The sequence below is a fragment of the Campylobacter sp. GTC17093 genome, from assembly GCF_055397635.1.
On the sequence record NZ_AP038832.1, the window covers coordinates 461,970 to 474,883 of the forward strand.

The 12,914-nt window shown below is 29.4% G+C and carries 16 protein-coding genes; 7 read left to right on the forward strand and 9 right to left on the reverse strand.

All coding sequences use genetic code 11. The features are described 5' to 3' along the window. Nucleotides 1–69 precede the first annotated feature (69 nt). From ACZ5VL_RS02300 to ACZ5VL_RS02330, 7 genes are all read right to left on the reverse strand, one after another. Nucleotides 70–321 (reverse strand): Imm64 family immunity protein, encoded by a 252-nt coding sequence (locus ACZ5VL_RS02300; protein WP_464199545.1) that lies wholly within the window; start codon nt 319–321, stop codon nt 70–72. Between the two features lie 70 nt (nt 322–391). Continuing rightward, a complete protein-coding gene (locus ACZ5VL_RS02305; RefSeq protein ID WP_464199547.1) occupies nt 392–643 on the reverse strand; it encodes a hypothetical protein in 252 nt (83 codons plus the stop codon). A gap of 15 nt (nt 644–658) precedes the next feature. Further along, nucleotides 659–862 carry a hypothetical protein gene (locus ACZ5VL_RS02310; protein WP_464199549.1) on the reverse strand — a complete coding sequence of 68 codons (204 nt, stop codon included), beginning with the start codon at nt 860–862 and terminating at the stop codon, nt 659–661. Between the two features lie 506 nt (nt 863–1,368). Beyond that, entirely contained in the window at nt 1,369–2,178 is an 810-nt protein-coding gene (locus ACZ5VL_RS02315; protein ID WP_464199551.1) for a DUF637 domain-containing protein, read from the reverse strand. Between the two features lie 27 nt (nt 2,179–2,205). After that, nucleotides 2,206–2,832 (reverse strand): hypothetical protein, encoded by a 627-nt coding sequence (locus tag ACZ5VL_RS02320; RefSeq protein ID WP_464199553.1) that lies wholly within the window; start codon nt 2,830–2,832, stop codon nt 2,206–2,208. Between the two features lie 8 nt (nt 2,833–2,840). Further along, complete coding sequence (locus ACZ5VL_RS02325; RefSeq protein WP_464199555.1) at nt 2,841–3,026, reverse strand: hypothetical protein; 186 nt, start codon at nt 3,024–3,026, stop codon at nt 2,841–2,843. Nucleotides 3,027–3,672: 646 nt separating this feature from the next. Beyond that, a complete protein-coding gene (locus tag ACZ5VL_RS02330) occupies nt 3,673–4,707 on the reverse strand; it encodes an isoaspartyl peptidase/L-asparaginase family protein (RefSeq protein WP_464199557.1) in 1,035 nt (344 codons plus the stop codon). Between the two features lie 373 nt (nt 4,708–5,080). On the opposite strand from ACZ5VL_RS02330, the gene ACZ5VL_RS02335 reads away from it, so the two are divergent. The 4 genes from ACZ5VL_RS02335 to ACZ5VL_RS02350 all read left to right on the forward strand — a co-directional run bounded on the left by ACZ5VL_RS02335 (nt 5,081) and on the right by ACZ5VL_RS02350 (nt 9,075). Further along, nucleotides 5,081–6,106, forward strand: coding sequence for an ABC transporter substrate-binding protein (locus tag ACZ5VL_RS02335; RefSeq protein ID WP_464199559.1), 1,026 nt, complete (start codon nt 5,081–5,083; stop codon nt 6,104–6,106). A 26-nt stretch (nt 6,107–6,132) separates the two neighbouring features. Continuing rightward, nucleotides 6,133–7,095 carry a FecCD family ABC transporter permease gene (locus ACZ5VL_RS02340; protein ID WP_464199561.1) on the forward strand — a complete coding sequence of 321 codons (963 nt, stop codon included), beginning with the start codon at nt 6,133–6,135 and terminating at the stop codon, nt 7,093–7,095. Then, nucleotides 7,088–7,816 carry an ABC transporter ATP-binding protein gene (locus tag ACZ5VL_RS02345; RefSeq protein WP_464199563.1) on the forward strand — a complete coding sequence of 243 codons (729 nt, stop codon included), beginning with the start codon at nt 7,088–7,090 and terminating at the stop codon, nt 7,814–7,816. The genes ACZ5VL_RS02340 and ACZ5VL_RS02345 overlap by 8 nt, the downstream gene beginning before the upstream one ends. A 125-nt stretch (nt 7,817–7,941) precedes the next feature. Beyond that, the gene (locus ACZ5VL_RS02350) at nt 7,942–9,075 is read left to right on the forward strand and encodes a hypothetical protein (RefSeq protein WP_464199564.1); all 1,134 of its coding nucleotides are present in this window, start codon (nt 7,942–7,944) and stop codon (nt 9,073–9,075) included. Here ACZ5VL_RS02350 and ACZ5VL_RS02355 read toward each other — a convergent pair. Further along, nucleotides 9,067–9,666 carry a VHS/ENTH/ANTH domain-containing protein gene (locus tag ACZ5VL_RS02355; RefSeq protein ID WP_464199566.1) on the reverse strand — a complete coding sequence of 200 codons (600 nt, stop codon included), beginning with the start codon at nt 9,664–9,666 and terminating at the stop codon, nt 9,067–9,069. The two genes, ACZ5VL_RS02350 and ACZ5VL_RS02355, sit on opposite strands and share 9 nt — an antisense overlap. 179 nt (nt 9,667–9,845) lie before the next feature. Between ACZ5VL_RS02355 and ACZ5VL_RS02360 the strand changes: the two genes are divergently transcribed. Genes ACZ5VL_RS02360 through ACZ5VL_RS02370 form a run of 3 tightly spaced genes read left to right on the forward strand, consistent with a single transcriptional unit; the run spans nt 9,846 to nt 11,637 of the window. After that, the gene (locus ACZ5VL_RS02360; RefSeq protein WP_464199568.1) at nt 9,846–10,013 is read left to right on the forward strand and encodes a hypothetical protein; all 168 of its coding nucleotides are present in this window, start codon (nt 9,846–9,848) and stop codon (nt 10,011–10,013) included. Nucleotide 10,014: 1 nt separating this feature from the next. Then, nucleotides 10,015–10,740 (forward strand): disulfide bond formation protein B, encoded by a 726-nt coding sequence (locus tag ACZ5VL_RS02365; RefSeq protein ID WP_464199570.1) that lies wholly within the window; start codon nt 10,015–10,017, stop codon nt 10,738–10,740. A gap of 9 nt (nt 10,741–10,749) precedes the next feature. Next, complete coding sequence (locus tag ACZ5VL_RS02370) at nt 10,750–11,637, forward strand: hypothetical protein (protein ID WP_464199572.1); 888 nt, start codon at nt 10,750–10,752, stop codon at nt 11,635–11,637. Between the two features lie 373 nt (nt 11,638–12,010). Here ACZ5VL_RS02370 and nrfD read toward each other — a convergent pair whose 3' ends face one another. Continuing rightward, nucleotides 12,011–12,901, reverse strand: a complete 891-nt coding sequence (gene nrfD, locus ACZ5VL_RS02375; protein WP_464199574.1) for an NrfD/PsrC family molybdoenzyme membrane anchor subunit — start codon at nt 12,899–12,901, stop codon at nt 12,011–12,013. Nucleotides 12,902–12,914: the final 13 nt, after the last annotated feature.

Below are 12,914 nucleotides of genomic sequence, written 5' to 3' on the forward strand. Positions count from 1 at the left end.
TCTACTAAATTAATGGCTTTAGAATTAACTAAATTTAACAGGGAATATTTTATATTTAGCACTTAATAATTAAAACCTACTTGTTAACCCATCTATTTCCCAAGAAGCCAACCGAACTTCCAGCCCATTCTTGTGATTTATTGCGACTATTGAATATATTGGAGTCTTTTCTTCTAAAATTTCACACAATGAATACTCAATATTTACTTCAGTATCGCAAAATACATAATTGAAATTTAACTTTTTTCTTAACTTCTTTATTTGTATTATTATCATTCGTATTATTTTTCTAAAATTCTTATGAGAATAGTTATCTTCCATAATATCATCTTCATTTATTTCAAAAAGAATACCAATAACATTATCTAATATTTTATAGAAATTCTAATTTCTATAATCTTGCCATAAATTTTATATTCGCAGATAGCAAACGCTTCTTTTTTTTAAAAAGCTTATCCAATACAAAACTATAATTATGGTCGGTTTCAAATTTTTCCCATTTTTCAAATGTTTCAGCAATAGGATACTCTAATAGAGTTTTATTGGCGTTTCTTGACAATAAAGATTCTATATTATTAATTTCATTATTTATGTCAATATTAGACTTATCAAAAACTATTCCAAAACTTATAAAATTACTCATTTAAGTTGCCTTTGTCTATTTTAATTCCGTTTTTCTCATGGAAATTAATTTGTTTTTCATTAAATTTCCATCTATTCCAAAATCATTTGCATGCTTAAATTCATGTTGCAGTTTAGACTCTGGTATAGAATTTATATTAATTTTTGTTGCGTAATCAATCTCTTTTCCAACCTTCCCCACATCCAAAGCATCATCCACTTTACCAACTATACTTCCCACCTTAGCTGTCTTACTAGCTATGTTACTACCTTTAACTATACTACCGGCAGTTCCTATTGGTAAAGCTATCTCACCTAGTATTGAGTAGTTTCTAAAGTTTATAGAGTTTTGGTCTTGTATGATAGAGTCTATGAAGTTTTTAGAGTTAAAATCATTGTAGCTTTTATTTATAGCATTATATGTTTGTTTTGGATTAGATATAGCTGTATATAAGTTATCTATAGAGTCTATTGGATGAAGGACTGAATTACCTATATCTACTGCGCCATCATATAATCCTTTACCTGCTCCAGCTAAACCATATCCTGTAGATATTATGTAATCTTTTATGGTTGGATTAGTATTTATATAAAGATTTTTTTCATAGAAATCTTTATTGTTATTATAGTTATCAGTGGCATATATATATCTGTTGTTAAATTGTTCTTTTGTAGGATGAAATGCTTTTGTATCATCAAGTTTTGTATTATAAAAGATACTTTGCTTTATAAAGTTTTTAGCTAAATTTATATTATTAAGCTCATCTTTTGAAAGATATTTATGTATGCGTTACTAAATGAATTGTCATTTAATGATACACCGCCTTTAGCAAGAATTGAGCTAGCTTCTTCATAAGAGTATATTTTACCATCTGAATTTGAGTTAAGCTCTTTTTGAAAAGCTGTTATGTTATCTTTATCTTTTAACCACTCTACTTCTTTCTTATGAAGTTGTCTATTGTTTAGTTCCCCACTTGTTGCTAGGTTATATCCTAAGTTTGCTCCATTAGTATCATTTAGTAGTGAGCCAACTATAATTCCTGTTAGTTGTGAAGTAAGGAGTTGTTCATCTTTGCCTAAGTTATTACTAAGTGGAGATAGTGCTTCTCTAGTTCCTGATATTATAGCTCCATCTAAAAATTTATTTCCTAGTATAGATGAAGTTGTTCCACCTACTAGTGAGTGGGTTATAGTTTTACCTAGACTTCCTTCACTCATATCTTTTAATATGCCTAAATCACCTGCATAGTTAAATAAGTTATCACCTATAGAGTAACCTAAATTTACTATAAAACTATCTTTAAAATCTGTTCCATATAGTCCTGATAGTCCTGAGCTTATAGCTGAGTTAGCTACACTTGTAGCTATAGTATTTGATACTTTATCTAAGTCTTTTATATAATCTAGATTATTTATATATGAACCTAGAGTTGCACTTATAGCACTTTTAGAATTTTCAAATTTGAATTGATTGTAATTTATAGAAGCTACACTGTTTGAGATTATAAGTAGTGTAGCTAGAATGATACTGGTTAAATTTGACGGGAATTTTCTCAATTACATATACTCATTTTAATAATATTTTTACTCTTCAATAAACTCTACGCCACTCAGGTTTTTTTTTGCCAATGGGTTATTAAATATTTTTTTACAACACTTATTCTCACAACAAATAACCCCTTGGTTTTTGGCATTATAGGCATTGCCGCAGTTTGGGCATATTACATAACCCTCTCCAATATCCTTACCAATTTCCAAATTTGCTATTTGATATTCAGGAAAAATATCCATATACTGATGTCTTGTTAATTTTATCTTGCCATTTTTTGCACAAACTCTCGCTAATGCATTATTTGCATCATCATATCGCTTGTACCCATATTTACCAGCATCATAGCTCATTGTTAAGTCACACTCAAAGCTTTTATAGTTTATCTCTTTTGGTGCTATAGATATATAAGATACTTGTTCTATTTTATTTGTTTCTAAAATACTACGGCTTTTTTCAAAAATTTCTATACTCCAATTAGACATAGCATTATCAAGAATATAAAATAATTCTGACTCATAGCAATCAGTTAAATAAATTTGTCCATAATCAAAGGATGTTTGCAAACAAAATCTAATATCATTACATATCTCTATACGCAAAACATTATAAATGGTATTTTGATTTAAATCAGAATGTGGTTTTTTTAACTTTACTTTCATATTTGGCCTTAAAATTTAGTTTTGTAATCCATATCATAATATACTTTTTTTGTTATGTCATTATAATAATGCAAATCTCTATCGTCATCAGGAAGTCTTATTTCATATTTCCCCCAATCTTTTATGTTGCTTCCATCTTCTATTAACTTTTGCTTTAGCTCCATATTGCCAAGTTTATCTGACTTTATAATCAACTTTCCTTTATCGAGAAACTCTTTTTTTATAGTATTGTCAACATTAAAAATCGAAGAATATTCCTCTTGTTTTAAATATGCATATTTACTTTAAAATAACATTAATAATAAATATGTTTATAATATCTAAATATACAATTTAATTCTTTACTAGTTAGTCCCTATAAATTTGTCAATATTTTAGAATTTGATTAATGCCTAAGCTTAATCGACCAAAATTAGTTTCTACTTCTTTTTTAGCATCAGTTTACTATAGCTTTAATCCTGTAGCTATATTTGCTAAACATAAACTAACTTTTCAATATCTATAAAAAGAATTTTATTCAATTAACTATTTCTGTTTTTATATATTTACAACGAGCTAATTCCAAATTTTCCAACAAAAATATTAATATTTTGCCTACAAAAAGCTTTTGTTACATAAATATATTTTTTAAAAAGTATTTTATAACAATTATTTCGCTATCTATATTTTATAAATATTTATCAAAACACTTTAAAGATTATAGTAGAATTTTAGCTTATAGAGCCAAAATTCTACAAGATAAATCTATAAAATATTAAAAATCTCATAAATATAATGTGTTAAAACATTAAAATAATACACTTGAATTTTGTTATTAAATAAATTTTAACAGAACCAAATTTATTTCTCAAGAGGCCAATAAACTACTGGCTGTGAACCAATTCTAGCTTCACCGTAATACATTCCTAATTTATCTTTTGTCCATGCAAATCCGGTATTGCCATATTTGTCTATAGAGATTATTCCACCTCTTCCTTGCAATGCACTGACTTCTTCAATTGCTTTTTCAGCCGCCTTTTGAACATCATGTGTACTATATTTATATAATGCCGATACTTCATGTGCTGCATTAACTCTCATGTATATATCACCAGATCCTGTGCATGACACAGCAACTGAATCATTATCAGCATATGTTCCAGAACCTATAATAGGACTATCTCCTATCCTGCCTGTCATTTTATTAGTCATACCACCAGTACTTGTTGCAGCTGCCAAATTTCCATTTTTATCAAGCGCAACAGCTCCAACGGTTCCTAGATAAGTTTCTTCTTTTAAACTTACACCACTCATTTTTTTAGTTTTTTCACTATCTAATAAAGGTTGTTTTTCTTTTTTTGCTTTAACTAGTTGGTCGTACCTGTGTTGAGTAAAATAATATTTTTGATCAACCATCTCAAGTCCATTTTCCTTTGCAAGTTTATCAGCACCTTCTCCTGCAACTAATGTATGCCAAGTTTTATCCATTACAAGTCTTGCACCAAGGATAGGATTTTTAATATGCCTTGACATAGCTATACCACCGGCTTTTTTAGTTGAACCATCCATTATGGAAGCATCTAACTCATTAAAGCCATCTGATGTAAAAACAGCGCCTTTCCCAGCATTAAAGTTTGGGTCATCTTCTAAAACCATTATAGCAGATGTAACAGCATCCATAGCACTTCCACCTTTTTCCAATACAGCTTGACCAGCAAGAAGTGCTTTTTTCATAGGTTCTTCACGAATTTTAAACTCTTCTTTAGTTAATTTAAGACCACTTGTTCCACCGTGTATAACTATAACTGGCGAAAACTTTTCCGCGGCATTGAGTGTCATAGCGCCTAATATAGCTACTAAAATCATAGCAACTTTTGATAACTTATAAAACTTCATGGCATCTCCTTTAGAAAAATTTAAATTTATTATATAATCTTATAATAAATTTAACTTAATATTATCTATAAAATTAATCTTAAAACATTATCTGTAAAAGCTAAATCAAACTTATTGCATTAAAATATATACAAGAGTATTTAATACGAGCAAAATATTATTATTTTACTACCCCTCCCATATTAAACATTATCAAATGTTGTATTCCTTTTGAAAATATTTCACGCTAAATGAAGCCTATTAAATCCAAAATATTTATTAAATTCTACTGAAATTGATTATAGAAATTAAGTTAATTTTATTACTAATATCTTAATTATATAATAAGTTATATAACGATAGAATACATAAATATCGTAGTAAAAGGTTATAAATGAAAAAATTGTTTTTATTTCTAATTTTTGGAATCAGTTTTCTCTATGCTCAACGAATAGTAACAGATCAAATGAATAGACAAATTACTTTACCAAATGAAGTTAATCGCGTTATTGTGCTCCAACACCAAACACTTAATATCATAAATCAAATAGGCGCAGCAAATAAAGTTGTAGGAGTGCTTGAAAGCTGGAAAAAAAATCTTGGAGATGGTTATCAAAGGCTTATGCCAGGAATTGAAAATCTTCCAACACCAGGTGACTTAAAATCTGTAAATTATGAAGCTATTTTGGCTTTAAAACCAGATGTTGTTTTTGTGGCTAATTATATTGATAAAGAATATATCAATAAGCTTACTGAACTAGGTGTACCCGTTGTAGTGGTAAGTTTTTTTGTAAATTCTAAAAAAGGTGCAAATACTGTAAATATTGAATTTGAAAATCCTGAAAAATCATATGATGAAGGGCTTTATCAAGGAATTGAACTTATAGGAGAGATACTAGGCAAAAATAAAAATGCCAAAGAATTAATAGAATATGTAAAGGCATCTCAAGAAGAACTTAAAACCATAACTAGCAAAATTCCAAGCAATAGTAAAATTAAAATATATATGGCAAACCCAAATTTTACAACTTACGGCAGTGGAAAATATACGGGCATTATCTTTAATAGAGCTGGCGGAGTAAATGTTGCTGAAAAAGAATTTAAAGGCTATAAAGAAATTTCAAAAGAAAAATTTATAGATTTAAATCCAGAAGTTATTTTTATACAAGATAGATATCCGCAAGTTGCAGATGAATTAAAAGATTCAAGCATAAAAAGTGTTGCAGCTATTAAAAATAATCGTATCTATATGATGCCAGAATATGCTAAAGCATGGGGATATCCAACTCCGGAAGCTATGGCATTGGGAGAATTTTGGGTAGCTAAAAAACTTTATCCTGAAATTTTAAAAGATTTTAATCTTGATAAAAAAGTGGATGAATATTATAAGAAATTTTACAGAACTAATTATAAGAAATAAACTAAGTGTGTATTAAATTTTATAGTTTGATATTTTTGTGGATTATAGTTGTCTTAATTTCTTTTAGATTGGGGCACTACAATGTAGGTTATAGAGACATTTTAACTGTTTTTATAGGTGGAGGTAACTCTACTCTACAAAATGTTATTTTTCAAATACGCCTCCCAAGAATTTTAATATCAAGCCTTTGTGGCGGTATTTTAGCAATTTGCGGTATATATTTACAAGCTCTGTTTAAAAACCCTATAGTTGACCAAAAAATTATCGGAGTTAGCACTGGAGCTGCATTTGGAGGCTGCATAGCTATACTTTTGGGGCTTAATAGTGTTCATTTAATAGGATTTGCTTTTGGCTTTAGTTTAATAGCTCTATCTTTATTATTTTTTATATCTTCTTTTGTTAAAGAATTTAGCATATTGACTCTTATATTAGCAGGAGTAGTAGTAAATGGATTTTTTGGAGCTCTTATTGGTTTAGTTCAGTTTTGTAGTGATAATGAAGATATATTACCCAATATTGTTTTTTGGCTTATGGGCAGTTTCTCAAGTGCTAACTATCAAAAACTATATCTTCTTGTAATTGTTGCTATTCCGATTATAGCCATACTCTATATGTCTAGATGGAATTTAAATATTTTAAGCCAAGACGAAGAAAGCCTAAAAAATAACGGCATAAAGGTTAAAAAAATAAGAATTTTTATACTAGCTTGCGTTACTTTATTAATAGCAACCCAAGTTAGTATAAGTGGAAATATTGGTTGGATTGGACTTGTAGTACCACACATGATAAGACTTATGGTAGGAGCAAGCCATTTAAAAAGTGTGCCTTGCAGTTTTGTTTTTGGTATGAGCTTTATGCTCATTGTTGATACCATTTCAAGAACAATAACAAGTGTTGAAATTCCGCTTAGTATCATTACTGCACTTATTGGAGCACCTCTTTTTGTTCTATTGTTAAAAAAAGGGGTAGCAAGAAACAAAAATGCTTGAAGTTATAGAATTGGGATACTATTATCAAAAAAAAGTATGTTTTAGTAATTTAAATTTCAAATTAGAGAAAAATAAAAAATTAGCCATTTTAGGTGTAAATGGTCAAGGAAAAAGCACTCTATTGCGATGCATAAGCGGAGCGTTAAAACCAAAATTTGGCACTGTTATAAAAAATGAAAATATTGCATTTTTAGCTCAAAATCCAAATTTTGCATTTGATTATGAAGTATTAGACATAGTATTAATGGGTGGGAAATTCTCCTTTTTTAATATACCAACAAAAAAAGACATAGACTTCGCCTCTGAATGCCTTAAGTTTTTAAATATGCAAAATTATCAAAATCACAAATTTGGTACTCTTTCTGGAGGTCAAAAACAACTTGTACTTTTTGCCAAAGCTTTATATAGTAAAAATGAAATACTCCTTCTTGATGAACCAATGAGTGCTCTTGATATAGCAAATCAAGATAATATTTTAACTCTAATCAAAAATCTTGATAAAACAATTATATTTACTACTCATTCACCTAATCACGCATTAGCAATAGCTGATTTTAGCTTATTGCTTTTTCAAGATGGATATATATATGGCAAAAGCGATGAAATATTATCAGCTAAAAATTTAAGCAAACTTTATAATATTAGAATTGAAAACACAAGCTTAAATATAGATTCTAAAACAATAAATTTAGCTATGCCAATTTATAGTTGCAATAAGTGATTGTCTGCTTTTTATAAACTCTATTTACACTAATATAAAAATTGTTTAAACTTAAGCATTAATTTGATAAAATCTAATAAGATAATCTATATTTTATGCAAAATACTTAATGGTTAAAGGGTTTTATGGAAAATATATTTTTGGAATCTTACGATGTTTTTAAAACTTGCTCAGCTAATGCTGGTAAATTTTATAACAATTTCTTGAAAAATAACAAAAAATACCAAATAACTCGTTGTTATTATATAATAATAGTCGATAATGTTTTTTTAACATACTCGCATTTAATGCTTTACGAGGAGTGTTTGTACCTGCTTTTTTCCCAAAATAAACTGAATAATGGTAATTTTACACTTAAAATCAAAAAAGCTGAGTTAGCAAAAAAATTTAAAACCGATATTACAAAAAGTGCCACCGAAACAATCAAACGCCTATATGAGCTTTATGAAGTAAAAATTTCAATTTTAGTAAAAGACAAAATTGAAAAACAAATGAATATAATAGAGTTCATAAGTGTTCCTAAAACCGATAAATATAGCGATTTAGAAAATGAGATAACCATTAAATTAAATTCCGAATTTGTTCGCCTCTATCGTTGCAATTATATTGATAAAATAGAGTATTTAAACGAGTTCTCGCAAGAGCAAGGTAGTTTTATACGATATTTTATGCAACACGATCTTGATAGTGGTGTTAAAAGCTCAGCGATACTCGATAAAATGGGTGTTTTTAATTATATCCCATTTAGTCGTAAAAAACGTTTTGAACAAGAGATAGCTAATATAGAGTTTTACTACAAAAACGAAAAATACAAAGAAAAAGATGGATTTATAATTTCTGATACTAAAACAACAAAATCCTCCGAAAACAAAAATACAGCCATTGCTTTTTATGAGATGATTTGCAAAAAGATAAAACAGCAATTAACTAGACAAATTACGCTAAACAATGAGGATTTAAACGCTTATTATGAAAAATTTAATAATCTTGATGATGCAAATTCCATTTTTAGAATTTTGACAAACATTGAACTAATGTTAAATAACTCTCTAAACAAAAACAAAAGTGATATTTTTAGTTTTTCAAGATTTTTTGATAGTGTGGTTTGCACTAACAAAGACTGTTTTAAAATTTATATAGAAGTTAGCCTGAGTGGCTTTGAATATATTTTATCAAAGAAGGCAAATTTAGACATTTACGATGTAGAATCAAGTGATTATGGGCTTACTACATATCCTTTGTCGGCGTGTTCAATCTAGTGTATTATTTAGTTTTTGCAAAATCTTTTTAAGTTTTGGATCGTTTTGAGCACTTAATAATTTTTTGTTAATTTTAAGCATCTGCTTAGTGAAATCTGTTTCAAAAATTTCACTAAAAAAACTTTTTGTGTCTTTATTTGGAGAAATTTCATACATATTTTTCCAAATGTCAGTTATCCACCATCCACATTGCGAAATACAATCAAATTCGGTTAAAAATTCATTCTTTAAAATCATTGCTATTGCATCAACTTGTTTAATATCTTGCGTGATAAAATCAAAATGCTCTCCATCTCTTCGATTTATAAAAAGCCTATATCCAAATGAGTTGATATTATCTTCGCTACAAATTTTAAAGCTAAAAATACTATCTATAAAATCCCTATGCGATACGCATAAATGGTGTTTAAAAGAGAAATTTGGAAATGAGTTAAATCGTATATCTTCAACACTAAATATCCAAGGAGAATTTGAATTTGCAGACAAATATTCATTTACACTTTTAGCGATAAATTCTTTATAACAAGCATCTTCAAATGTAAAAATATCGCATACTTCTTGATTTTTATCTTGAATTTCTTGAAATTTCATTGGCTCACTCTTTTATTTTAGCAAAAAATTATATCATTCAATGAATAATAAAACATTTAAAACCTTAAAATATGGATTAAATTTATATTTTATTAAAATAAATAACTAATTTTATTTTTATTTAATTAAAAAAGTGCTACATTATTAACAGTCATTATCTTTCATTCAAAGGAGAAAGAATGGAATTTCTTATGGTTCTTATGTTTCTCATTGCTGGAATTTTTCTTTTCTTTAAGCCCTACAAAAAGTCGCTCGTTATCGGTTTTGGCACAGCTGGTATTGTGATACTTATCTTAAGTATGGCATATATAAATAAATTTACAGTTTTACCTATGGGTAACTTTTAAAATGAAAACGAATGAAAATTTACATAATCCAGCTTGGGGAGATGATGAAATACGCTTTTTTAACCTCTTTGCTATTGCAGCATTAGCACTTGTTTCACTTCCTGTTGGTATTGCTTGCGTGATACTTGGCTTTGGTATGGGTGATAGTCCGTGCGTTATGTGCTGGCACGAGAGATTTTGTATGGTAAGCATATCTTTTATAGCCTTACTTATCGTTAGATACGGCTTTAAAGCTCGCTATTTGGCCGCACTTTTGTTTATGGCTTGCCTTGGTATTTATGATGGTTTTACACATTATAGTCTAGATGGTACTTATGGTGGTTATCTTGACATAAAACAGGGCTTTGGGCTTGAAATTTTGGGTGCACACACTCAGTTTTGGGTAATTGTAGTACATTTTTTTGTATTTTTGTTTTTGGGTGTGATTTTATTGCTTGGCAAAAATATTGGTTCTATAATGAAAAAGAGTGAATCAGGTGAATATGGAATGGTTTTACCTAGTTTCATGCTCGGCAAAGTCGCTATTGCAGTTTTTACAATCATAATGGCGTTTAACCTAGTGCAAGCATTTATTACATCAGGTCCACCACCATATATAGCTTCAGCTACACCATCTCGTATGACATTTGATACTTCAAAGTGGTTTTGGGAATTAGATCACTGGCGTGAAACAGAAATTGATTTCAGAGAAAGTTGGAATCCAAAACTTCCAGACTTGCCTAAATAAGGAGAGATGATGAAGAAAATTTTAACTACTATTGCTATTTTAGCGCTTTCATCTTTCGCCAATGAGTTTAATCTAAACGTAAATGATGGTGCTGTACAAAATGTTAATATGTTAAAGCAAGTAGATGCTTTTGAGCTAAAATTAAATGACAATACGCCTGTTACTGGGCTTGATTATGATGAAGGCTCAAAGACATTTTTAGTTGGTACACTCAAATTTGGACTTTATACAATGGATGAGGGTTTAAAAAATATAAAAACTTATCTTAAAAGCACACCAGATTGGATAATGCAGATGGAAGACACCGTTAGTGCAAGCTTTTTTAAGGGCTCTTTAGGTATTATTAGCTACAATAAAACTTATCAGTTTTTTAAACATGCGCCAAATCAAAGCACAGAGGAAGCAAACAAAGCATGGAGATACTTACCAGTAGGGTATGAAAATTTCACTCTTGATTTTAAAGACCGCTACTACACAGTGCGTGCAAAACAACAATTTATTTTATCTTGGGATCACTCAGATAACTATGGCGAATTTTTCGTTGCTACCGTACCTGATGACATAAAACAAAGTTGGAGCATTGCTAGTTTTTCAGATAACGATAACTTACTATCAACAGAGTTTATCCCTAGCTTTGATGAGAGCTTGGGTGTGAAAAAAGATAGAGGTATAAATGATTATTATATCACTGGAATGGATGCAAATGGGGAGTATATATACTTGCTTTCTAAACAATACTCAAGCATCTTAAAACTTGATCCACGCAATAGAAAAGTGGTTGAAGTGCTTGGATTTAGTGGTCTAACTGACGCTCGTGCATTAGCTATAAAAGATGGCAAATTTTACATTGTTTCAAGAGAAAATGGCACAAACAAAGTCACTATTTTTGAAAGATAATTTAGATGGGCTATTATCCTTTAAAATTTTAATCTTAAAGAGCAACCCGTTTAATTACTATAAAATTTAAAAACGCATTAAAAGTTATATAAAAATAGAGCAATAATACAAAATACACAGAGTCAGTCAAGATAATTATGCTACTAATGAGCATAATTTTGCTAAATTTAATGATGAAAATAAGCTTCAAGTAATATACACAGCTTAAAACAATTTGACAATGCTGTTTGCCTTAATGCTTGAAACACTTTGGATAAAAATAACGGATTTTTTGGAAAATAATAAGTAGTTTTTTATTTTAAAAAGAACAAATAAAAGTATTGCAGAGTCAAAATCCGACCCTGCAATGCAATAAAAGGGTAGTGAAAATTTCTTAGAAAATATAAATAGCAGAAAATACCATGATAACCCTTAAACAAAAGCCGCCTATTAGTACTCCAAATTCACTAAATGTACTACCTTTTGCTTCAGCTTCATCTAAAACGCATGTTTGTTGTGTATTTGCACTAACGCAAGGAGTCACGATAAGCCCTTTTAATCCACTTATTAGTGGTAATGCAAGCCCTAAAATAACAAAACCTACCCAAAATACAACTGCCAATGATCCAGAAACCATTTTTGTTATACTCATCATACCAGCTGCTTCGTGTCTAGCGTTTGCAAAAAGCATAAGAAGTGCAAAAATTTCAACTGCTACAAGTATAATGTGAAATTTGTGTGACTTATGACTTAATAAACCACCGCCACTCATTGAAGAAATAGCATTTGCACTAAATCCAGTTGATATAGCCGAAACAGTAAATAGTATTGGCAACCACATACTAGCCCAAAGAGGAACAGCTTTTACAACATAAAGCAAAAGTCCTGTATAGCCCATTACACCAATGGCTAAAATTGAGCCAATGATCAACATGTAATCGCAAATTTTAACCTCTTTTCTAACTTGCAATAGTACAACAAAACTAACTATAATAAAAAATGTTAGCAAGTATGTTCCTATACTCATCATTGAAACAGGACGGGTATATAGTTGTAAAATTTTAAATGGATTTACAGCTGCACTTGGTGCAAGGTCAAATAGCAACAATGCAGTTCCTACTATAACCGCAACAGGTGCTAGTAAAAATCCAAAATTATAAAATTTACTATCAAGTTTTCCTAAAAAACCTTTATAGGCCAAAGCCGAGCATAAAAATGCACCGGCACCTAAACCACCCAAAAAAAGATATATGGCTATCAGCCATCCCCATGTTGTCTGTAGCATAGTTTTTCCTTTT